21 protein-coding genes and 1 pseudogene are annotated in these 21,417 nt (G+C 40.2%); 6 read left to right on the top strand and 16 right to left on the bottom strand.

Translation table 11 applies throughout. The annotated features are described in order from the left end of the window. Window positions 1-57 precede the first annotated feature (57 nt). The 5 genes from B9Z54_RS19605 to B9Z54_RS19585 all read right to left on the bottom strand — a co-directional run bounded on the left by B9Z54_RS19605 (window position 58) and on the right by B9Z54_RS19585 (window position 4,293). Complete coding sequence (locus tag B9Z54_RS19605) at window positions 58-492, bottom strand: hypothetical protein (protein WP_113930058.1); 435 nt, start codon at window positions 490-492, stop codon at window positions 58-60. 190 nt (window positions 493-682) lie between these two features. Beyond that, complete coding sequence (locus B9Z54_RS19600) at window positions 683-1,819, bottom strand: bifunctional cystathionine gamma-lyase/homocysteine desulfhydrase (protein WP_113930057.1); 1,137 nt, start codon at window positions 1,817-1,819, stop codon at window positions 683-685. Between the two features lie 4 nt (window positions 1,820-1,823). After that, a complete protein-coding gene (locus tag B9Z54_RS19595) occupies window positions 1,824-2,741 on the bottom strand; it encodes a PLP-dependent cysteine synthase family protein (RefSeq protein ID WP_113930056.1) in 918 nt (305 codons plus the stop codon). 15 nt (window positions 2,742-2,756) lie between these two features. Beyond that, on the bottom strand, window positions 2,757-3,218 hold the full coding sequence (locus tag B9Z54_RS19590) for an S-ribosylhomocysteine lyase (protein ID WP_187444319.1): 462 nt from the start codon (window positions 3,216-3,218) through the stop codon (window positions 2,757-2,759). A gap of 415 nt (window positions 3,219-3,633) precedes the next feature. Continuing rightward, on the bottom strand, window positions 3,634-4,293 hold the full coding sequence (locus B9Z54_RS19585; protein WP_113930054.1) for a class I SAM-dependent methyltransferase: 660 nt from the start codon (window positions 4,291-4,293) through the stop codon (window positions 3,634-3,636). Window positions 4,294-4,533: 240 nt separating this feature from the next. Here B9Z54_RS19585 and B9Z54_RS19580 point away from each other — a divergent pair, with 240 nt between their 5' ends. Continuing rightward, complete coding sequence (locus tag B9Z54_RS19580) at window positions 4,534-5,097, top strand: hypothetical protein (RefSeq protein WP_113930053.1); 564 nt, start codon at window positions 4,534-4,536, stop codon at window positions 5,095-5,097. A 303-nt stretch (window positions 5,098-5,400) separates the two neighbouring features. Here the strand turns inward: B9Z54_RS19580 and B9Z54_RS19570 are convergent, their stop codons facing one another. Next, window positions 5,401-6,699 carry a Glu/Leu/Phe/Val family dehydrogenase gene (locus B9Z54_RS19570; RefSeq protein WP_113930139.1) on the bottom strand — a complete coding sequence of 433 codons (1,299 nt, stop codon included), beginning with the start codon at window positions 6,697-6,699 and terminating at the stop codon, window positions 5,401-5,403. 293 nt (window positions 6,700-6,992) lie between these two features. Between B9Z54_RS19570 and B9Z54_RS26260 the strand changes: the two genes are divergently transcribed. Beyond that, on the top strand, window positions 6,993-7,127 hold the full coding sequence (locus tag B9Z54_RS26260; protein WP_275887828.1) for a hypothetical protein: 135 nt from the start codon (window positions 6,993-6,995) through the stop codon (window positions 7,125-7,127). 433 nt (window positions 7,128-7,560) lie between these two features. Here the strand turns inward: B9Z54_RS26260 and ggt are convergent, their stop codons facing one another. Continuing rightward, window positions 7,561-9,267, bottom strand: coding sequence for a gamma-glutamyltransferase (ggt, locus tag B9Z54_RS19565; RefSeq protein WP_113930051.1), 1,707 nt, complete (start codon window positions 9,265-9,267; stop codon window positions 7,561-7,563). A 400-nt stretch (window positions 9,268-9,667) separates the two neighbouring features. After that, window positions 9,668-10,069, bottom strand: coding sequence for a glucose starvation-inducible protein GsiB (gene gsiB, locus B9Z54_RS19560; protein ID WP_113930050.1), 402 nt, complete (start codon window positions 10,067-10,069; stop codon window positions 9,668-9,670). 622 nt (window positions 10,070-10,691) lie between these two features. Between gsiB and B9Z54_RS19555 the strand changes: the two are divergent. Beyond that, window positions 10,692-10,940, top strand: a pseudogene (locus tag B9Z54_RS19555) (transposase); the annotation flags it as partial. A 33-nt stretch (window positions 10,941-10,973) separates the two neighbouring features. Here the strand turns inward: B9Z54_RS19555 and B9Z54_RS19550 are convergent. From B9Z54_RS19550 to B9Z54_RS19540, 3 genes are all read right to left on the bottom strand, one after another. Next, window positions 10,974-11,552, bottom strand: a complete 579-nt coding sequence (locus B9Z54_RS19550) for a GNAT family N-acetyltransferase (protein ID WP_113930049.1) — start codon at window positions 11,550-11,552, stop codon at window positions 10,974-10,976. Window positions 11,553-11,920: 368 nt separating this feature from the next. Then, window positions 11,921-12,199 carry a hypothetical protein gene (locus B9Z54_RS19545; RefSeq protein ID WP_162785295.1) on the bottom strand — a complete coding sequence of 93 codons (279 nt, stop codon included), beginning with the start codon at window positions 12,197-12,199 and terminating at the stop codon, window positions 11,921-11,923. A 58-nt stretch (window positions 12,200-12,257) separates the two neighbouring features. After that, entirely contained in the window at window positions 12,258-12,824 is a 567-nt protein-coding gene (locus B9Z54_RS19540; protein WP_113930047.1) for a VanZ family protein, read from the bottom strand. Window positions 12,825-13,050: 226 nt separating this feature from the next. Here B9Z54_RS19540 and B9Z54_RS19535 point away from each other — a divergent pair, with 226 nt between their 5' ends. Further along, window positions 13,051-13,314 carry a YpbS family protein gene (locus B9Z54_RS19535; protein WP_113930046.1) on the top strand — a complete coding sequence of 88 codons (264 nt, stop codon included), beginning with the start codon at window positions 13,051-13,053 and terminating at the stop codon, window positions 13,312-13,314. Window positions 13,315-13,533: 219 nt separating this feature from the next. On the opposite strand, the gene B9Z54_RS19530 is transcribed toward B9Z54_RS19535, so the two are convergent. Continuing rightward, window positions 13,534-13,971: a Dps family protein gene (locus tag B9Z54_RS19530; RefSeq protein WP_113930045.1), complete on the bottom strand. Its 438-nt coding sequence runs from the start codon at window positions 13,969-13,971 to the stop codon at window positions 13,534-13,536. A 250-nt stretch (window positions 13,972-14,221) separates the two neighbouring features. Here B9Z54_RS19530 and B9Z54_RS19525 point away from each other — a divergent pair, with 250 nt between their 5' ends. Beyond that, a complete protein-coding gene (locus B9Z54_RS19525) occupies window positions 14,222-15,025 on the top strand; it encodes a SurA N-terminal domain-containing protein (protein ID WP_113930044.1) in 804 nt (267 codons plus the stop codon). Window positions 15,026-15,396: 371 nt separating this feature from the next. Here the strand turns inward: B9Z54_RS19525 and B9Z54_RS19520 are convergent, their stop codons facing one another. From B9Z54_RS19520 to B9Z54_RS19510, 3 genes are all read right to left on the bottom strand, one after another. Beyond that, window positions 15,397-15,876 carry an NUDIX domain-containing protein gene (locus B9Z54_RS19520; RefSeq protein WP_113930043.1) on the bottom strand — a complete coding sequence of 160 codons (480 nt, stop codon included), beginning with the start codon at window positions 15,874-15,876 and terminating at the stop codon, window positions 15,397-15,399. Window positions 15,877-16,038: 162 nt separating this feature from the next. Continuing rightward, window positions 16,039-17,931, bottom strand: a complete 1,893-nt coding sequence (gene selB / locus B9Z54_RS19515; RefSeq protein WP_113930042.1) for a selenocysteine-specific translation elongation factor — start codon at window positions 17,929-17,931, stop codon at window positions 16,039-16,041. A 200-nt stretch (window positions 17,932-18,131) separates the two neighbouring features. Continuing rightward, window positions 18,132-18,668 (bottom strand): GNAT family N-acetyltransferase, encoded by a 537-nt coding sequence (locus B9Z54_RS19510; RefSeq protein ID WP_113930041.1) that lies wholly within the window; start codon window positions 18,666-18,668, stop codon window positions 18,132-18,134. 261 nt (window positions 18,669-18,929) lie between these two features. On the opposite strand from B9Z54_RS19510, the gene B9Z54_RS19505 reads away from it, so the two are divergent. Further along, window positions 18,930-19,751: a DUF2935 domain-containing protein gene (locus B9Z54_RS19505; RefSeq protein WP_113930040.1), complete on the top strand. Its 822-nt coding sequence runs from the start codon at window positions 18,930-18,932 to the stop codon at window positions 19,749-19,751. A gap of 762 nt (window positions 19,752-20,513) precedes the next feature. On the opposite strand, the gene B9Z54_RS19500 is transcribed toward B9Z54_RS19505, so the two are convergent. Beyond that, entirely contained in the window at window positions 20,514-21,107 is a 594-nt protein-coding gene (locus B9Z54_RS19500; protein ID WP_113930039.1) for an SCO family protein, read from the bottom strand. Window positions 21,108-21,417 lie beyond the last annotated feature (310 nt).

Raw genomic sequence — 21,417 nt, 5'->3', positions numbered from 1 at the left:
TGTCATTACCCCACAGAGGAATTTCCGCCCCTTATCTGTCAGACTTAATTTTCAAGATTATTGATAAGCCAATATAAAAGCAATACTCCAGCTTCCAATGAGGAAAATCAAGCTGGATATAAAATATAGACTTATCCCCGAAGAACTCGCGGCTTCATATTGATGCTTATAAGAATTGTTGGTAATGAACTTCATTACCGTTGCTTGCGAATTAATGCTTGCCTTATTAGTAATATTCGTGATCCATCCTAATCCAAAAAAGCACAAACTCGAGACAAAAACAGTATCGATAAAGCTCCAGCTTCCTAACTCACTGAGTACATAGGAACCACCCGCCATCAGTGTGAGAAGAATAAAAATGATAGTGATGCTCAAGTATTTTGAACTAATTCTTTTCTCAAGGGTCTTACTTATGTAGTTAATTGCAAAAGCAGACGAAGTTAAAACGACTAAAAGAATAATTGTAAAAGCAACATTCCAATAATAATACATTCTTCTTCCTCCTTTTAAATGAGCATAAATGAACATCCTTATTTCTTATACGCATGAAATTGGAAAAAGTTTCAAATTATCTGAAAGCTGTTTTCGTGAAAATAAAAAGGCTGGAGGTTTTAAGAAAGAAGGGCAAACACATTTTCCGTTTTCCACAATAAAAAAGCGAGTGCAGCCGCACTCGCTAGTATTATTTATTCAATGCTTGCTCAACATCCTCAATGAGGTCTTCCACGTCTTCCAGACCGATGGAGACACGTACAAGTCCATCAGTAATACCTAGTTCCGCTCGTCTTTCAGAAGGTATGGAGGCATGTGTCATTTTTGCCGGGACTGAGATCAAGCTCTCTACAGCCCCAAGACTTTCCGCTAACGTAAAGTACTTCACGCCGGTTAACAGTTTTTCAGCATTTTCTTCGCTGCCCACATCAAATGAAATCATCCCACCAGCACCACGTGCTTGCTTTCCGTGTACATCACTGCCTTTATGGGAATCGAGACCGGGATAGTAAATTGAGCTCACCTTGGGATGCTTTTGAAGAAACTCCACAAAACGTTTAGCATTTTCTTCGATCTCTTCCATTCTGATACCGAGTGTTTTGATACCTCTCATCAGTAACCAGGAATCCTGCGGCCCCAAAATGGCACCCGCAGAGTTTTGAACAAAGTGCATGTCTTCTGCAAGTTTTTCCGAATCAACCACAATCAATCCTGCAACAACATCGCTGTGGCCCCCAAGATATTTAGTTGCACTGTGCAGGACAATGTTAGCTCCCTGTTCAATTGGGTTCTGCCAATATGGGGTGCTGAAGGTATTATCAACGATGAATAATAAATCGTTTTCTTTTGTAATTTTAGAAACTGCTTGCAGGTCAGTAATCTTTAGCAGCGGGTTTGTTGGTGTTTCAACATAAACTGCCTTCGTGTTTTCCTGTATAGCTTCTTTTATCTTTTCCGTATCGGATGTATCAATGAAGGAAACGGAAATTTCGAAGCGATTAAGCACTTTGGAAAGCAGACGGTATGTACCGCCGTAAACATCATCCGTAAAGATGATATGATCTCCTGATTTAAACAGCATCATCAAGGATGATATAGCTGCCATTCCAGAACCAAAAGCAAATCCTGAGTGTCCGCCCTCAATATCAGCGATCAATGTTTCAAGTGCATGTCTGGTTGGGTTTCCTGTACGGGAATATTCAAAACCGCGATGCTGCCCCACTCCATCTTGCTTGTATGTGCTGACTTGATAAATCGGAACGGATACCGCACCTGTCTGCTCGTCTCCAGTTATACCGCCATGAATTAATTTTGTTTTTCTCCTCATGATTTCACTCCTCATAAATTCCTTGACTTAAATATCGTTCGCTGCTGTCAGGGAAGATTGTGACAATGTTCGTTCCCTTTGCAGCCTTTTCCGCTTCTTTAAGAGCCGCTGTAAATGCCGCACCTGATGAGCTGGCAACCAGCATGCCCTCTCTAAGGGCAAGTTCTTTCACCGCTTTAAAGGCGTCCTTGTCGGATATCGTATAAACTTCATCAAAGTAGTCTGTATCCATATAGGAAGGAAGAAATTCCATACCTATCCCCTCTGTCTTATGAGGACCGGATTCTCCGCCATTCAAGATGGATCCTTCTGGTTCAACAATGACAGTTTTAACAGCTGGATTTCTTTCCTTGAGATACCTGGCCGTCCCCATAAAAGTTCCACCCGTCCCTCCGCCGGCAACGAAGATATCAATCTTCCCATCAAGCTCAGAGCTTAATTCCGGTCCCAGAGTTTCATAATAGGTCTCAGGATTAGAAGGGTTGTCGAATTGCTGGGGACAGTAAGAACCTTCGATTTCACAACTAAGTTCTTTCGCTTTCTGAATGGCGCCCTTCATCCCAAGTTCTGTAGGAGTATTAACGACTTCAGCACCCAAAGCACGCATAAGGGTCTGTTTTTCAAGGCTGAATTTTTCTGGCGTCACGAATATTACTTTATAACCTTTCCCTATCGCAGCAAGGGCAATTCCTATACCAGTATTGCCTGCTGTAGGTTCAATTATGGTTCCGCCAGGTTTTAGCGCCCCGGATTGCTCAGCACTTTCTATCAGCTTAATTCCCAAACGATCTTTGATGCTTCCACCAGGGTTAAAATACTCCAGTTTGGCGAACAACCGAACGCCTTCCGGAAGGCCCATTCTCGTCAGCTCCACTAATGGTGTATTACCGATCAGTTCTTGTACACTTTTAACATATTTCAAGAATACCGCCCCTTATTAAGCAAATACTTCTGTCCATTCAGCTCTTTTATCAAGCATGTCTTTTGCCAGCTCTTTAGCCCCTTCAAGACTGTGGCTTGCAGCAAATCCGCATTGTACTTCATTGCAAGCGGGAACTTCAGTTGCTTCAAGGACATCTTTTAATGTATTTTCAATTACATCGAGAACAGTCTCATAGCTGTCATCATTCAAAATCGTAATGTAGAAGCCTGTTTGGCATCCCATTGGACCGATATCCACGATTCGATCATGATGGTTGCGGCTGAATTCCGCCATCATATGTTCAAGCGAATGCAATGCAGGCATAGTCATGTATTCTTTATTGGGTTGTTTGAGACGGAAATCATATTTGTAAATCTTGTCTCCGCTTTGACCCTCTGTGGTTCCTACTAACCTTACGTATGGCGCCTTTACTTTTGTATGGTCCAGGTTAAAACTTTCAACATTCATTTTAGGCATATCCATCTCTCGCTTTCGAAGTTTAGTTTGATTAAAAAATAAGTCGTACAAGCACAGCAGCGTAAATTGCAATAAGTCTTATTAGAAGGCTGTTTTCGCATATATTGTTGCTTTCGGAAAAATCCCAAGAACCGGATTTTTCCCCGGATACTAAGAGTTTTATCTTTTTTCGGGGGATAGTAGCTCTTTTCTTTTCGGTGTTCCCAGATTTACCCCTCTTAATATGGTTACTTTTTCGGAATTAGTAACAAATAGCAACAAAGTTTACGAAAAGAGCCTATTAGAATGACCAGAAATTCCTGCTGAGTTATACATCCTGTCAGAAAAAGACAACAGAAGAAAGGGGGCAGTCATCCATTAAACTCACTGCTCCCATCTATGCAGTCATTCTCTCCATCTCATCAACTTTCTTTGGCTAAAACTCCTTCTGCTGCTTCCTGGTCGCTGTCATAATCCAAACATACTTATTTTTCTGAATAAATTCAACTGTAAAACCGTGCTTTTCACACATTCCTGTCAGCGTTTCCAAATAGGTATAATGCTCGCTGTTTAGGTCATCTACCAGATTATTATAATATGAGGCTATTGCATTTTCCATGATGGCTCTTTTTGCCGATTTGTCTTTAAAAACCGTATCGGCAAATACGATTACTCCTTCTTCAGGAAGGATTTTGCTGTACTTTTCAATCGCCTTGTCTTTATCAGCATCGGTCAAATGATGAAAAGCATAAGAACTGACGATAGAAGTTATTTGTTCATCCGGTACAGGAAAGTCGAGAAAATCACCATCCTTAATCTTTGCTTCCGGCACCTTCAACTGACCTATCTTTAACATCTCTTCAGAAGGCTCTATCCCGAAAACATTATAACCTCTGTTGACCAGCTTCCTTGTAAGATTTCCGGTTCCCACGCCAAACTCAAGTACATTAGGACCCTTGGCATTTCTGACAACGGACTGCAATATATCTTCGTAATTCTCAAATACTTCCCTATATTCGATGTCTCCATCAGCAGAGACCGTTTGGTCATATGATTGGGCCCAATTGTTGAACAAATCCACAAATTCGCGACTCATTTTCATCACCCTTATGTTTTCTCACAAACCCGATAAGAATACTCAGGTATGCTGTTGGGTTCTATGATACCATATAAATTTTAAAAAATAAATCCGCAGCTGCCTATTTTTAATAATTCATTGCTAATGACCTTTCCCACTTAATAGGTATAAAAGTGGGCAAACTTTCAAATTATAAAGAAGAAACAGTTATGGGACACTTTAGAAGGTTTCATTCACTTAAGGAGGTATCCAAAAGTCTTGAAACGAATCAATAAAAATTCAGTTCCTTTCATCATGCTTTCTTTCCTCCATATAGCCCTTTTGATTTACACACTACTTAAAAAACGCTACAGAAAGACAATTACCCTATTGCTGTCAAATGTCGCATTTGCTTATATATTTGAATACTTTACGTTCAATGTTTTACAGTCTTACCGTTACAACCCGAAAATTCTAAAAAAACGCCAGCTTGATAATGCTTTGGGAGCCCTGCTTTCTCAGGCGATATATATCCCTATTACAGGAACATTCCTTTCAATTTTCAGGCTGAGATGGCCTTCGAAATTCCTGGCTATTATTTATTTCCATTTAATTGAACTGTACTTCCTTAAAATCAACAATTATAGACTGCATTGGTGGAAACCCATTTACACCTCTCTTTTACTGCCAGTCTTTTTTGCTTGGAGTGACTTTTGGAGCAGCAATCTCCAAAAGAAAAATAATAAAGGGTTTCTATGGATCTCTACGTATTTGTCTTTAGGAGTTATAACAAAGACCCTTTTGTTTATTCTGGATATTTTTAAAAACCCAAAATCGGGTTAGGTCTTTTTCATACATGGAGAGAGCACTTCCTGATTTCCCCGCTGTATATGCTTATTTTTTCTGGATTGGCCATCTTGCCTGCAGTCAGGAATCACTTTCTAACAAAAGCAGCGGTAATGCTAATTATGTTTACCTTTAACTTATTGCTTTCACGGTTAAAGATCATCAACAATAGAGCAACCTTTCTATGGGTAACAATTCAAAATCTGTTTATGCTCTATTTATCGCCGAAAATAAAAGAGTTTATATTTCCAAAGACACAAGAAGACTGACACAACTTGAAGGTATGTCAGTCTTCTATCGTTAACAGTCTATCGGCATTTTCCAATTCTTTATCCAGCCCCTTGCTTTCATGGCTTCCGCCAAGCGGCCGACTCCCACGAGATAAGCTGATTCTCTCATAGAAGTATCCTTTTCCTCTTTCATCCGATAAACACTGTCAAATGCGTTTTCCATCTTTTCTTTCAATTTTTCGTTCACTTCTTCTTCCTTCCAGAAGTAATGCATCGCATTTTGGACCCATTCAAAATAGGAGACTGTTACTCCCCCTGAATTACATAATATATCCGGGATGACAAATATATTTTTTCTCTCCATAATTTCATTTCCTTGAGGAGTTGTGGGGCCGTTTGCAGCCTCCGCGACGATTCTTGCTTTAATTGATGGTGCAGTTTCTTCTGTAATTTGATTTTCCAGAGCGGCCGGCACAAGGATATCGCAATCGGCAGCGAATAATTCCTCATTCGTAATATCTCTGCTTCCCCGGAAGCCTTTGACTGTACCATTTTCATTAGCATAATCAATGAGGCTGACAATGTCTAATCCATTCGGCTGATAAGCCCCTCCTCCCGCATCGGTTATGGCGACTACTTTCACACCTTGTTCGTGAAGAAGCTTAGCGGTAATAGAACCGACATTGCCGAACCCTTGAATCACTGCAGATAATTTATCAAGTTCAAGATCCAAGCGTTTTGCGGCTTCCATGATGTTAATGACGACACCTCTTCCTGTTGCTTCGATCCTCCCTTCGGAACCACCGATTATCACAGGTTTTCCTGTAATGAATCCTGAAACATCCTTGCCTCTGAGCCGATCATATTCATCCAGCATCCAACCCATAATTTGTCCGTTTGTATTAACATCAGGAGCGGGTACATCCTTGTCAGGGCCTATAATCGGTTCGAGCTCCCTGATATATCCCCTGCTCAATTCTTCAAGTTCTCTTTCAGAAAGTTCTTTAGGATTCACAACAACTCCGCCTTTCCCTCCTCCAAACGGAAGCCCGACCAGAGCGGATTTCAACGACATCCACATGGATAACGCTACAACTTCGTCCTCGTTGACATTAGGGTGAAATCGTATCCCGCCTTTTGTCGGTCCAAGAATGTCTATATGCTGTGAGCGCATTCCAGTGTAATTTACATATTCTCCATTATCTCTCCGGACGGGTATGGAAACTTTCATTACCCTTTTCGGTTTCTTAAGTATATTGTATACTCCCTCAGGAAGCTCAAGCGCTTCAGCTGCTCTGGCAATCAATTGCTGTGCAATTAAATATGGATTGGTAATTTCCTGCCCATTTTTTTGTTCCTTAACCGGCATTTCCGTCTTCACTTCCGCGGCGACCTCATTCTCCGCTCCGATTTGAGGTTCTTTATTTGTTACTTTAGGTTTATCATCCATCCTAATATCTTTAGCTGGGTCTGGTTTTCTCATTGAATTCCCTCCATTAATTAATAGTCCGTACAGCAGCTGCTCTCATTTCTTCAAATACCCCACCGCTATATGTGTAAACGTTTTATCCTTGGTTATAAAAGGAGGAAACCTGTGATTCACAGGGAAAACGAACCTTAATCGCCCACAGGAAGTCGGACACCTTCCTCTCCACTCAAGCTTTGCAAACCAGGCTGGTTTGGCACCAGCCATTTGAAGATCTGCTGGTGATACAGCTTGTTATCAAAACCTTAGAAGATGGCAGAGATCAAAAGAAGATGGTTGCATTGGAACAGTTGGTTCTGAATGACCACTAAGGATGGAAACAAATAGTACGATTCTGATTCTAACGTGTATAAGCTCTGCCCTGATTACAAAATACACTCAAAGTAAAAACCATATACTGATTATTCATAGCTACCCTTGGCGGGGATATGGATAAGAGGTTGAGCCTCTGAGGCATACCCCTTTAAATAAAACACTATGCGCAAAGCGGAAAGAAAAACGGAAGGAGTTTTCGCTGAAGAAGAGAAGCATGGCATGTGCAAGGCGACCTTGAGAGGACTAAAAAAGTTTAAAAACAGGTAATGCTGGCATGAATCTTACGTAAATGGCAAACCGGAAATGGCGAGGGCATTGTACAATCTATTTCACAATGTTTTTTACTCTGAAATTAACACCCCCCACACCAATCAAAAAGTTGGAGTGGGGGTTCCTACTGACTGAAAGGCTGCATCAGCCAGGATGTCTTTACATTCTATCCGCTTCTTCCTTCCACACAGCTGCAGCTTTTCCTGGTCTAGTAGAATCCGCTGCTCCATAATAAAAATTTTCCTCTTTATTGATTAATATAGCCTGAACGTTCCCTATTGGCATAGTGTCATCCAGAATCTCTATCCCCAGACTCTTCAATTTCCGTTTGACTCCTTCATCGAAATCATCTTCCACCCACGCTTCCGGGGCAGTACTGTTATATAGCCGAGGATGTTCAATTGCTTCTTTCAGGTCCATTTTGAAGTCAATTACATTCATTATCACATGTGCAACCGAGGAGACAATCGTCGGTCCGCCCGGTGAACCAAGAGTCATGAACGGCTCTCCATCCTTCAGGATAATCGTTGGGCACTTCGCGCTGACCGGATATTTGCCACCGCGCATTTCATTGATATGCCCCTTTTCCACTTTAAAGTCTGTCAAATCGTTGTTTAACAAAAAGCCGTATTCCTCTATCATGATTCCCGTACCGAAATAATGCTCCAATGACGAGGTGCAGGAAGCGACATTTCCCCATTGGTCAACTGCCGTAAAGTGAGTCGTCTCTCTTCCTTCTGTTCTTTTTTGAGAGGCAGCTCCCTGTTTTATTTCACTAGTTTCATATTCCCAAGGGTTGCCAAAATCGATATCCGGATTTCTGCCGCCTTTAAAATCAATGAATTTGGCCCTTTCAGCGATATACTCCGGATCAAGCAAGCCATTCACAGGGACCTTGTGAAAATCAGGGTCGCTCATATAGGCAAGTTTGTCTGAGAACACCAGGCGCATCGCTTCTGAAAGAATAAAATACTTCTCCCAAGAGGAAGCATGATATTCACTGACATCAAACCGCTCGATGATCTTTAAGATTTGCAGCAGATTCGTTCCTCCTCCATTAGGAGGCGGCGGCACCGCAACATCGAAACCCCGATAATTCCTTACAACGGGGTCTTGAATCTGACATTCATAATTCTCCAGGTCTCTCATTTCCATATGGCCATTATGAGACTGCAGCCTGTCTATAATCGCCTCACCAATTACACCTTTATACAAGGCATCAATCCCTTCTTCCTTGAATATCCTGAAGGTCTTAGCTAAAGCTTTATTTTTTACCAGGTCCCCTTTCACCAAAGGTACCCCTTTTGGATAAAAAAACTCTTTAGCTGTATGGCCTACCCTGTCACCATATAGCTTTAAGGCAGTATCCCAAAGAGAATTTACTGTGAAGCCATTCTCGGCAAGATCGATTGCCGGATCAATCAGTTCCCCCAACTCTTTAAGTCCATAGGTTTTATGAATTGTATCCAAAGCTTTCATGATTCCAGGAATCCCCACAAAACTTTCATTCATCGTCCTTTCTACAAAAGGCATTACTTCACCATCCTCATTCTTACAAACTTCAGGATGTGCGCTCTGAGGTGCTTGGGAATGGCCATTGAAAACCTTCGTTTCACCTGACTCTTTGTGATGATAAACGATAAAACCACTTGCTCCAACACCAGTATTGAAAGGCTCGGAAACCGCAAGGGCAAACTGCATGGCTACTATTGCATCTGCGGCATTGCCACCCCTTCGCAGGATTTCGGCACCTATATCACTCGACTCCTTCGTGGCGCTTGCAGCCATTCCATAATCTCCAACCGCTTTATATTGATCTTCATTCCGCTCTGTTTTTTGGTTTATATATATCTCTCTTCTATTCATATATCAATACCTCCCGCTCTATTGAGCTCTTGTTGATCAGATTATCCTCTTACAGCATCAGATTCTCTGACTTACTTTTAATGGAAACTTTTTATTGAATTAATAGTATGGTTACCCTTTAAATTATTAAATCTAAACCTTCACCCCAAAAGATGGGAGTAAAGAAACAATTACACTTCTACTCTTGGAGGTTAGATTACTTATCCCTGCCTTAATTGGAAAGGTTCAGTAAAAGGTACCCATGATATTGAATTACCTCTGTTTGATTCTTCTACTCACCATAGAGATTTCAACGGGGGACCTTACTTTAAGCCTCAAATCCTTTATTTGGATAAACAAAGAGCCTGCACAATATTGTGCAAGCTCTTTTAGAGTAAATCATTCCAGATGGCAGAATTAATCAGTTGTTGTTATTATTGTTCTGTCTGCTGTTTCCGCCTTTTTCACCAATTTCTTTATAGAAATTCTTATCATGGTTGTTGGATGTGGCTTCTCCGCCTTTTTCACCAATTTCTTGGTAAAATTCTTTATCATGGTTTTCGGAAGTTGCTTCTCCACCTTTTTTACCTATCTCCTGATAGAAGTCTTTATCATGGTTGTTAGACGTTGTTTCTCCGCCCTTTTCACCAATTTCCTGATAGAACTCCTTATCATGATTCTCAGAAGTAGCTTCTCCGCCTTTTTGTCCGATCTCTTGGTAGAATTCTTTGTCATGATTGTTAGAAGTAGTCTGTCCGCCTTTGCGCCCTGCTTCTTCCAAACTCATTTTACCATTGTTGTTTTGATTGTTGTTTTTAGCCATTATTAATTCCTCCTTAAAGAATAAAATAGTTTTTTCATTAAGTTGAATTACTCTAGCTGTATTCTAAGATGACTTTACCAAATCTCGATGCGCGGCCTTGATGAATACACAACACGTTTTGCCGGTTGAACATTTCTTTCTCCCTTTGAAGAAAGAACAGCAGTGACTTTTTATCTTAACCCGTGTTCTTATTCTTCCACCTGTAAAGCCAATTAAACTACCATATAATCTTTTAATATATTTGTAATGTTATCGTAATTCTATTTATACTTTATTTATGATATGGAGTCCTATCTTTCTAGTACTTCTCTGCTTTTTTTAGTTTTGCCCATTTACTTCTGTAATATTTAATTTTACAAATTTAATTGATTATAAAAATCAATCATAAAGATTGAGCCGATAGTAAATACAAATAAATATCCTCTAAACCATAGAGGAAACTGAAATAGTATAACAATAAGTAAAAAGGCAGCATCGCTCACTTTAAAGAGCGATGCTGCCTTTTTCACTTCAGATCTCACGAAAAAGTGTTGATTTGCGTTCTAGGTACACGATTCCAACCAACGTTGAGAAAAATGAACACTATCCGCTAATAAATATCAATAAAAACTGGTGGTTTATATTGATTAAACTACAACAATCAATAATGTTCAGTAAGTATGGAGGAGTTTATGATATCGTGGTTCCTCAAATCAATATATTCAGGAGAATAAACTGTTCAGTCAACTTTTCCTTTATTTTCGAGGAGTTAAAAGATAAATATTGTCATGATATTGGACGGAATGCGGTTGATCCTATCCGCCTTTTCAACTATTTGTTTTTGAATACCATTCATGATGTAACGGATGTGGATATTGTTGAACGTTCAAAATAGAAGAGCTGCAGAACAGACTTCCCCCCTTCATTAATTCCGAGATTCAGTTGACCTTGCCGAGGGCACAGTATCTTGCCATTCATGACGCAATAAAGAATAAACATTCGTGTCATGGGAAACACCATTCTGAAAAATATAGCCTCTCAGGATTCCTTCCTTTGTAAAACCAAGTTTCTCAAGCAGGCTGAAAGAAGCTCTGTTCTCAAGAAAGGTCACAGCTCCTATCCGGAATAACTGCAATTCTTCAAAGGCATGGTTGATAACCGCCAGGACAGCCTCTGTGGTATAACCGCTGCGCCAATAATCTGGATGGATTTCAAAACCTATCTCAGCCTTTTTTTGCCTGACTTGCAAATTATTCAGCCCGGCCGTTCCGATAAAAGCACCAGTTTCTTTCAAGGTGATTCCCCATCTCATCGACCTTTTGCTCTCATAGCCTGATCGAAAGGACTGAATAATTTCTGCAGCTTGTTCTATCTTTTGCAGACTTTCCATTCCATAATATTTTGTCACGCTGTCCAAGGACATTATACTGAAATATGCCTCTTGATTTTTTTCAGTAATTTCAACTAAATTCAATCGCTTTGTTTCTAATTCAGGAAATGTCATATGTAACTCCCTCTCTGCTCGGCAATGTAACCTATATGGTAATAAAATCCGCACTTAAAATGTGTCGAAATTTGACGAGATAAAAAATTATTCACAAGAAAGAGGCTGGGACAAAAGTAGAAAACTAATTGATGCAAGTAGAAATCATCGAAAATAAAACCGCATGAGATCAAAGTTATATACTTGATCTCATGCGGTTCATTTTTGTTATTAGGCTCTTACCTTAAAGATGTTATTTTTTAGATTAGATTATCCGCCAGTTCCTGATCGCAGGCGGATTGGAGCGGAAGGTGTGCGACCTCCTGCGGGACTAGCGGGACAGGTGAGGAAAAGAGCTTTTTATAAGGTTTTGTCCCAGCCTCGCTGTTTTACTTCTTCTTTTTAACTCCTTCTGTCACTAAAGAGTTTTCATTGTTTGCGAGATATCGATCCGGATCAACGCCCTTTGAGGACTCACCGCTTTCCAAACGTTCATGAATTTCTTTATTAGCTTTCTCTGTTTTAGACTCTGCTGTATTAGAGTTTTCTTCCTGATAAAATCTGTCGTTTAATTGCTGGTTGGCTTTTTGGACATTTGTTCTATCCCTCTTATCACTGATAGCAATTACCTCCTCAAAAATATGATCTAACATACTTTCTATTCCCATTTTGCAATTGTCTAATCATTAATTGCTGCTGTCAGACACAGAACAAGGCGTGGACCTTTTAGCTTTTGATGTCTTTTCTATTCACATATAACCTGCACACTTTCAAAAATAAGAGGAATAGCAAACTGCCTATAAACGCCCCGCTGGTGTTCATCATCCAGTCATCAATATCTGTCGACCGGCCCAGCGGCAGTAAGAACTGATTTACTTCTACAAATATAGATAAAACACTGCCTGCTATTGTGGTTTTCACCAGTATCCATCTGCGTTTCCGGATCCACCATGAATAAAAAAAGCCGAATGGCAGAAAGAGCACGATGTTTGCCAGTAAGTTTCTGATAGGAATGTGAAGGTGTGTTCTATATATTAAATTCAGACGGAGGTTGTCAAATGGACGGAAATTCGTATTTCCTTCAAGTGCAACCCCCGGCACAAGTGGAGATAGTGTAATCAGAAATATTCCGCCTATTGATATTAATGTAAAAAGCACTGGTATTAGATCAGCCCATCTGGCCCCTGCTTTTCCCTTTTGATTCTTCCACACAAAAACCGCCATTACCAGCGCCGCGGTCACTAAAGCTAATATGGGGACTACCCAACCGAATTGTCTCCAAAGCTGTATCATTTTCAGCCTTCTTTCTACTCAAATTGCATTTTTATTCTATTAATTCTTACTATTAGATTACTATTCTATATGTATGAATAGTCGATTACTATTTTCACTGAAAAGATGCTTCTGTTCAAGTTAAATTTGACTGTTTAAGTGATTTTTATGGAATAGTTGCAGGAATAAAGATAAATGAGCATAATAATAAGGTGGCTTAAAAGATCGTTGAACAGGAGTGATTAACATGAGTGTACATAAAGCAATTACTGACCATTCAAAAAAACAGAATGGAATTGCCAAGGACTTTATAAGACTTGATCAGCAAAGAGAATATTTCATTGAGGAAGCAGTCAGCCTTTGTTTAAAGGGCGAAAACTTCACAACAGCTAAAATAAATGAAGTGACCAAAAGAATCAATGATGAAGCAAGACTGGGCATTGTCCCTGAACGGAAATATGTAACTAGTGAGATGGTTATGGAATATTGTGCTTCATTAACAAAAAAATAATTGAGAAACAACTCGCTTTCCTTTCTTTCTTGAAAGGAACTTTTTCTGAAACAGATTCGTTATCGAAGACAGTCCAGAGTACAATAAATTTTAAGGCAGAATCGTTTACATAAAGAACGATTCTGCCTTTTTTACAGGTATGTGCGAGAAAGTGTACCTTCCCATTCCAAATGCGATTACTCTTAAAGATATAAGCCTCCATGGAAACTAAAATTGTTTTTATGATTTATACGCACTAAGCATCCAAACATGCTGCTCCAGAGATGATTTGATTCCTATGAACATATCGGCTGTGGGCTGATCATGAAGGTCTTCAGCCGTTTCGATAAGCTTCTTGCTTTCTTTGATGACCTGCTCGAAATCTTTCACCAGAACTTCCACCATGTCCTTCGCGTTTTCCTGACAAGTTGCTTCTTCAATAGTTGTAGTTTCAAGGTATTTTTTCAGACTGGCCACTGGTTTTCCTTTTAAAGTCAGGATTCTTTCAGCAATTTCATCTATGTATTGACCTGCCTCATTATAATATTCTTCAAACTTTTCATGAAGAGTAAAGAAATCCGAACCCGTAACATACCAGTGATAATTATGAAGTTTGGTGTAGAGGATATTCCAATTTGAAAGCTGGTTATTCAGCATTACAATCAACCCATTTGACATTGTATACCTCTTCCTTTTTCCTAAATTTTATTTCAATTAAGTTAAATTGTCTCTTATAGCTTTCCTTTTCTCTGCAAATGTTATACACTTGCCTCTAGGTTCTATTGCTGAGAATCAAGCTCATAATTTTATCCTTCGAAACAATAATTTAGGTTTTAGAGCTTGGGACGCAGAGCCAACAATTAGAACGCACTCTTTAAGAGAGAATCAATTTTCCAATTGCTGATTGGAAGAAAGAGGGGTTAAGAATATGAAAAACAAATGGACATTAATGATGCTTGCGGGCATTCTTTCACTAGGCTTGGCAGCATGTTCAGAAAACCAAGAAAACGCTGAGGAAGCAGAAGGAAATAACGCTGCTAATGAGCAAACAGAAGAGCAAACTGAGGAGCAAACTGAAGAGCAGGCGGATCAAGCTGCTCAGATGGAAGAGATGCAAAAGAAATTAGAAGAACAGCATATTGATAAAGACAAAATAGTTGCCGTTGTTAATGATGAAGAGATTAAGGGTGAAGCCTACAATAGCCTTCTGACAGACAGCCAAATGAGCTATCAGCAAATGGGACAAGATCCTACTTCAGAGGAAATTGCTGCTCAGTTGAAAGAAAGCACGATTGACAGCCTGATCGGCCAGACTCTTCTCCTTCAGAAAGCTGAAGAAAAAGGATATGAGGCTTCAGATGAAGAAATTCAGCAAGAAATAACCACGCTTAAAGAGGGTTATGAAGATGAAGCCCAATTTGAGGAAGTGTTGAAAAGCAGCGGTCTGACAATCGATGAGCTTGAAACTGAAGTGGCTAAAAACATTAAATATACCGCATACATCGATAATGAACTGACTGTCGAAGAAGTAAAAGAAGAAGATGTTAAAGCATATTATGATCAAATTGTTGAACAAAACAGCGGATCTGAAGAAGCAGAGGGACAAATCCCTGAGTATGAAGAAGTGAAGGATCGAATTAAACAAGACCTTGAAGGACAAAAAACCCAAGAAGTCTTGGCTGCTGAAGTGGAAAAACTACGTGAAAATGCTTCAATTGAAGTGAATATCTAAAATTGCAGCACAAAAAAAGCCTGGTCCATCCCATGAGATGAACCAGGCTTTTTCTTTAAGCTTCTTTCACAAAATTGCCGGGATTGAAAAACGGTGGATTTCCTCTCCAAACGAACAAATTCTGCGGCGAGGGGTATCCTCCTTCGAGAGGAAGTTTCCGTTTTACCGGGTACGGGACCCTTGACTCACCTTTCATCAAAAAGTGAAAGCGCCTTGATCTGCCCCGACAGGCAAATATTCTCTTGAGGTATTTGCTCGAAGGACTGGGCGCTGCACCCAGACTCCCGCCAATCCCGCAGGAGGCCGTACAAAAAGGGGAGAAAATTAAAATAGGACTGTTAAGCAAAAAGATTTAAGAAAAACGCCTTTCTTTATAACTCCCTGATGGTCACCTCGGCCTCACTGCTTTCATTTCCATCCCATTTAGAATGGATCTCAAATACTCCATCTTTAAAGAAGTAAGGAAGTCTTCTTTTAAACCAAGGCTGCATAGGCAATCCCATAACCTTTTTCCGAGAAATCCATTTAAGTGTTCCTTCGGGAGGATCATCCAGCAGGTCACCATTTAATTCCGTGGCCAGGTAGTTATAGACGATATAACGATATTTCTTATGAGGAATGACAAACTCATCGATTCCTTTAAATTTCATTGATTTAACTGTCAGTCCAGTTTCTTCTCTCACTTCCCTTTCAGCCCCTTCCGCCGGACTTTCCGGAAAATCAATTTTTCCTCCAGGAGCTATGTAACCGGGGAAGCCTTTGTCGGGCGGCCTTTCAACCAATAGCAATCGGCCCTCTTTCTCAATCATCACCATTGTATATAACTGCGTCTCATAATCCTTCCAATTCATTAATATCACCCTATGATTTATATAGACTTTCTTGTAAATATTGATACTTGCTGGGGAGGAAAGAGAACAGTATTACTACTCCGTTGATAGGAAGAGTTAGAGTAAACAGTGCACATGTTTTCACTCCCTCTATTTCTGCCTTCCCCTATTCCTCACTCTCCCTTAATGAGCCGCCGATCTCCACTTTCGCTTATTTTCGACCCTGACGGTCAACCCCTGATTATCAAGAGTTTCCAAAAATGGAATCAGGTATTTCCTCGATAACCCAAGCGTGTCCTTTGCTTCAGACAATTCAAATTCCCTCTCTGTTTCTGCCTGGAGACTTCGAACGGCAGTAAGAAATACCTTTGCATGAAAAGCGAGCTTTTCGTCCAGAAATACAACTAATTCCTGTTCCCGATAATGCTGCAATAATGATCCCTGCATATCAGCAGGAATTCCGGCCTGTTCTAAATAAAACGCCATTTCCTCCGGCTTCATTCCATCTTTCTCAAGTTGTTCTAATACTTGCTGTGATCGTTTTTTCCACTGTGAAGGCACGTGAGGGGTAAAGTCGGATAGAGACAAGTAGTGTCCTTTTTGCTTCCACTTTTCACTGTGAAGATTCCTCTTGACTGCATAATCCAGCAGCGACTCTTTATAAGTGTCTTTATATAATTGAATAAGCCTGGCCTTATCATAACCGGCCTTTAAGGGATTTTTGTCATGAAAAGCCCTAAGCTCGGTGTTCATCAACTGAATTATTTGTTCGAGTACAAATACCGCAGTCAAATCGCCGTTTGGGAGCTGAAATACTGTGCCTTCTTCAAGCAATTCTTGAAGAGCAGGTGATGATAAAGATGTTTCTTGCAGAAATTGGGGTTTGCTCAATACCTTTTGTCTTTCTAATGCATCGCCTGCTCTTTGCAAAGGGGTTCCATTTTTCTTTTGCATCAATAATTGAATAGTTTCATTACCGAATTTGTATCTGCCCCCATTGGGATCGATGATGAAGCCTCCGCCAATGGTTTCAGCTGGTGTAGGTCTCCTGAGAATCAGCCGGTCATTCCGTTTCACAACTATACGATCCTCCAGCCTAACTTGACAGAGAATATCTTCACTCCCTCCTTCGGCATCATTACGGTCAAAGAAAATGATTTTGCCCATGGTTTCCGAAGTCCCTGTATGCAATTTTATTGGCATCCTTTGCTTAACTGGGTGTTCCAGTTCATCGACCAGGTTCAAACTTATATCAATGGTTTCCGTAACTGTAAAGAACTCCGATTTTACCAAGGCATCTCCCCGTTCAGCCTCTTCTTTGGATAGTCCTGACAGGTTGATTGCTGTTCTTTGGCCTCCGAAAGCTTCAGTAGCCGGTTTATGATGAACTTGAATCTGTCTGGCTTTCGTTTCTTTTCCAGACGGAAGCAGAAGCAGGGAGTCCCCCTCCTTGACGCTTCCTTCATAAACAGTGCCCCTTACAACGGTCCCTTGCCCCTTCACAGTGAATACCTGATCGATCGGCATGCGGAAATCTCCAACGACACTTCTCGAGGGAAGATCTTCTAAATGTCCGAGTATTGCCTGTTTAATCTCCGGTATCCCTTTTCCAGATATGCTATCGGCCAGTAAGACAGGGCTCTTCTCAAAAACAGTACCAATCAATTCTTCTTTGATTTCTTCCATGGCCAAACTATGTAATTCTTCATCGACATTATCCATCTTGCTCAATACCACGATACCTCGATCGACACCAAGAAATGAAAGGATTTCCAAATGTTCCTTCGTCTGAGGCATTACCCCTTCATCAGCCGCTACAACCAGGATTACAAGGTCAATTCCCGCTACCCCTGCTATCATTTGCCTGATGAACTTTTCATGGCCGGGCACATCGATCACAGAGACCTCCATCTCTTCTGTTTCAAGTAGAGGAGCAAACCCCAGTTCTATGGAGATTCCCCTTTCTTTCTCTTCTTTCAGCCGATCCGTTTCTTTATTAGTCAGTGCTTTAACCAATGAAGTTTTTCCATGGTCAATATGACCTGCCATACCGACTGTAAAATATCGTTTTGCCACTTACATACACCTTCTTTCTGAGTTGCAGCTATACATGCTAATTTTATCTAAATCTTCGGTTGAAGATCAAAAGCCCCGCCATCACAACGAGGAGGATAGAGAAAATGATCCCTTTGGACACATCGCCTTCTATGAATGTCTTAACCACCCAGATAAAAATAAAAATAGTAAACAAAATATCGAATAAAAACAACCGCTTTTTAGTCTTTTCCTTCACTTTCACTCTTCATCCTTTCTTCAATCATCCCTCCCGGCCGGAACCTGGCCATCCTATATTCACCGGCATGTCTGCCATTCTGGACAATAGTGCCTCTGGAGAACCCTTCATCTACGAAACCAAGCCTCTCATAGAGTTTCTTAGCCTGGAGGTTATTGTCCAGTACTGTCAGCTCCACTCTTTCAAGCATAAGCCATTTATCGGCCATTTCAAGGAGCTTTTTAATCAAGGAGGAGCCTGCACCTTTCCCATGGTATTGTTCATGAATCATAACAAAAAGAGTACCTGTATGAGATCTTCTCCCTTTTCCCTGATGCAGACCCGCAAATCCTATCACCTTGCCCTCATGAACAGCAACGAATTCATGCTGTTCAGGTGCGGCACCTTTTAGGATGTTTTCAAAACGTTCTATACGTACACTTGGTAATGATACCACATAAGGCATCACTTTTTCCTGAATCATAATCTCAGTGATTTCCGCAGCATCACATGCTTTTACCGGCCTGATTTCAATTTTCATTTTGGAAGCTCCCTTTCCTTATATATCTATTTATATTAATTCGACGTTCTTTCTTCCATCCCTTTGATTCTAGGTTGTTCCACTGATATATGTGTCTTTAAATGCACTCTCTGTATGATGGTTTTAGTTTTGGCATTCCTCTATATTTTGATAATTAGATAGAAGCTGTTTTCATACCTTTTATTAAACTCACATTCACTTAGCATATCTATTCAATTTCAATAATAACTTTTAATAAAAGACAAAGAGCGGAGGATGAGAATGCCCCAACAATATATCTCGACATGGGATGAACACCAATTTTGGCTGAATATGCTCCAGGATCACGCTTACTTTGTAAGAGATTACCTTTCTCCTAGTGAAACTAAGTATGTTATAGAAGCGGAGATGCACATAAGAAGTTTCGAATCTGTCTTACAAAGGTTAAGAACCATACCCAAGTCTGCTCCACACTCTTCTTCAGAAATGATCGAGCTTTCACAATTTGCTTATCATACTGCGGGAAAATACTATCTATTTGAAGGAAACATCTTAAATTTAAGACTGAAAAATGAGATCAACATTAACCTGACCCCTACGTATTTTAACGGTACACTGAACGAAAACGATGAATACTTAAGGATTCTTCAATACTTGATGAGGGGACAGGAACCTCCGCCTCTTTCTCTGGTGGACCTTTTATCTTTATGGCTGGAAGACCAGCTGGGGCATGCTGTTCTACTTATCAGGCTGGTTGATGGCATTGAATTTGATATTATCCGGCAGGCTGAAGTCCTGAAATTGAAGTTCTCTCAATTCATTGTAAAAAACAATGCGATTAAAGGATACTTGCGGTTCCTGCCAGCCAACTCTCCTATCCAAATACGATTCGCCCATGAGGTTGCCGAATCGGTAGTAGCCTTTAATAACCTGGTCGCCTATACCCTGGAGCTGTATGATGAAAAATCACTGGTTAACCAGTCCACCAGGAGGTTCCTATTTCACCACTTTCCTGAAGCCTGTTATTTCATGAAGAAAATGTCATACTATGCTCCAGGAATTCAGTACCCTCCATGCCAGGTTACTTATCCTCCCGGCAGATGAACCGCCTGGCCCCTTCTTGGTGACAGTCACCACCCGGTATTTGTCGACCTGTTATCAGACCATAGCTCAATATAATAAGGACTGCCAATGAAAAAGTTCAGTAAAATTTTAAAAAGGCAGAAACGTTCACTATAAAGAGCGATTCTGCCTTTTTCATATCTGGTTTATGAAAGAGTGTTGATTAACTTTCAAGATGTACGATTTCACTTTAGATGCGCCTGGTGGAAAAGGATTTAATCTCACTCGGTCTGTCATTTCATTAAATAAGAATCCACCGGTAAAATTAAGGGGAGATTTTCCCGTTAATTTCAATTTCGCAGCTCATTTTGATGTGAATAGAAGGAGTTTTTCCCCTTAGCCGAAAAAGAGCACCTATTTTCTATTGATTTTTAGTCAAATAAGAGGAGTTTCTCCCTCTATTTAAGCTAGTAATCACATACTTTTTAGTAAATAAGGGGAATTTTCCCCTCTATATCACTAGCCAAAGAACTATATCTGGCTCATAGGTACCACTTATCACATATCAGATCCTTGAATCAGCATCTTTCCAGCGTTTAGGTGAGAAAGTACCTTTCCAGCCCCGGCAGGTAAATTTTCCAACAAATACATAAAATGAGGAATGCATCCATAGAAAAAAGTCAACCTTTCTTCCGATTTCAGGAAGTATAGTTGACTTTTTCTATGTTAAAGAGAAATAGATTCTATAATTCGGTATATTCTCAGTGGAATCTGTGATTCAGCTGTCCTTCTAAGATTATTCATTTATTTCCCTTCTTTGATCAGCGCTTCCATATCCAAAGCAATCTGGTCAAACGGCACATCTTCATAACCACTGTAACTCTTTACAGTCCTGCCCTCTTGATTCACTAAATAAAAGCTGGTCTGATGGACAACCTGATCCGAATTAGGATCATCCGCCACAAGAGATTTAAATGACTTTTCGGCAAATTTAGAAATGTGGTCTTGCGAATAACCTGTCAAGAGATCCCATTTACTTGTATCAGCATCGTATTTACTGATATATTCTGATAAAGCTTCAGGAGTATCCACTTCCGGGTCGACACTGAAGGAAACGATTTGGTAATCTTCAATACCTTTTTCTTGAAGCTCTTCTTGCAGCAGAGTCATATTATAAGTCATAGGTGGACACACTGTATCACAGTTGGTGAAAATAAAGGCGGCAAGCCATACTTTCCCTTTTAAATCTTCCAAGCTGACTGTTTCATTATTCTGATTCGTATAACTAAAATCCTGTACCTTCCAATTATGATCAGCTTTAAAACCTCCGTTCCCGCAAGCAGCTAAAAAAGCCGAAGTAATTATCACGAACGTCAGCAACATAATTCTTTTAACCAAGGATATCCCTCCACAACACTTTTCTTCAAACAATTGTCCTCTTAATCTATGGTAGATTAAACAAACGATGAATACAATCTGTTCCAATGATTATACTTGAAGATTTTGTGAAGAGTTATATAAAAAACCCATAATTATAGCACCATGCCTTTTGCTGCGTAAATATGTGTTGAAGGAGAAGTTACTTTCGGAAATGCACAGACCCATCTGCTTCAAAAGGATTATTTAATAGGGCAGGGTGATCGGCGAGAATATAACCGCGGAAGTCAGCAATGTTAGTTATACTTTTTTGATGTCCAAAATTCTCCAA

Source organism: Bacillus sp. P14.5, assembly GCF_003316765.1.
Taxonomy (GTDB): Bacteria; Bacillota; Bacilli; order Bacillales; family Bacillaceae_B; genus Rossellomorea.
Note: the sequence above shows the minus strand (reverse complement) of the source record. Positions and strands in the feature narration are given on the sequence as shown.

Coding starts and splice junctions, on each gene's coding strand:
- B9Z54_RS19605 (WP_113930058.1), bottom strand. CDS start 492: ATGTATTATTATTGGAATGTTGCTTTTACAATTATTCTTTTAGTCGTT.
- B9Z54_RS19600 (WP_113930057.1), bottom strand. CDS start 1,819: ATGAGGAGAAAAACAAAATTAATTCATGGCGGTATAACTGGAGACGAG.
- B9Z54_RS19590 (WP_187444319.1), bottom strand. CDS start 3,218: ATGCCTAAAATGAATGTTGAAAGTTTTAACCTGGACCATACAAAAGTA.
- B9Z54_RS19585 (WP_113930054.1), bottom strand. CDS start 4,293: ATGAGTCGCGAATTTGTGGATTTGTTCAACAATTGGGCCCAATCATAT.
- B9Z54_RS19570 (WP_113930139.1), bottom strand. CDS start 6,699: ATGCCGGTTAAGGAACAAAAAAATGGGCAGGAAATTACCAATCCATAT.
- ggt (WP_113930051.1), bottom strand. CDS start 9,267: ATGAATAGAAGAGAGATATATATAAACCAAAAAACAGAGCGGAATGAA.
- gsiB (WP_113930050.1), bottom strand. CDS start 10,069: ATGGCTAAAAACAACAATCAAAACAACAATGGTAAAATGAGTTTGGAA.
- B9Z54_RS19550 (WP_113930049.1), bottom strand. CDS start 11,552: ATGACATTTCCTGAATTAGAAACAAAGCGATTGAATTTAGTTGAAATT.
- B9Z54_RS19545 (WP_162785295.1), bottom strand. CDS start 12,199: ATGGGAATAGAAAGTATGTTAGATCATATTTTTGAGGAGGTAATTGCT.
- B9Z54_RS19540 (WP_113930047.1), bottom strand. CDS start 12,824: ATGATACAGCTTTGGAGACAATTCGGTTGGGTAGTCCCCATATTAGCT.
- B9Z54_RS19535 (WP_113930046.1), top strand. CDS start 13,051: ATGAGTGTACATAAAGCAATTACTGACCATTCAAAAAAACAGAATGGA.
- B9Z54_RS19530 (WP_113930045.1), bottom strand. CDS start 13,971: ATGTCAAATGGGTTGATTGTAATGCTGAATAACCAGCTTTCAAATTGG.
- B9Z54_RS19525 (WP_113930044.1), top strand. CDS start 14,222: ATGAAAAACAAATGGACATTAATGATGCTTGCGGGCATTCTTTCACTA.
- B9Z54_RS19520 (WP_113930043.1), bottom strand. CDS start 15,876: ATGAATTGGAAGGATTATGAGACGCAGTTATATACAATGGTGATGATT.
- B9Z54_RS19510 (WP_113930041.1), bottom strand. CDS start 18,668: ATGAAAATTGAAATCAGGCCGGTAAAAGCATGTGATGCTGCGGAAATC.
- B9Z54_RS19505 (WP_113930040.1), top strand. CDS start 18,930: ATGCCCCAACAATATATCTCGACATGGGATGAACACCAATTTTGGCTG.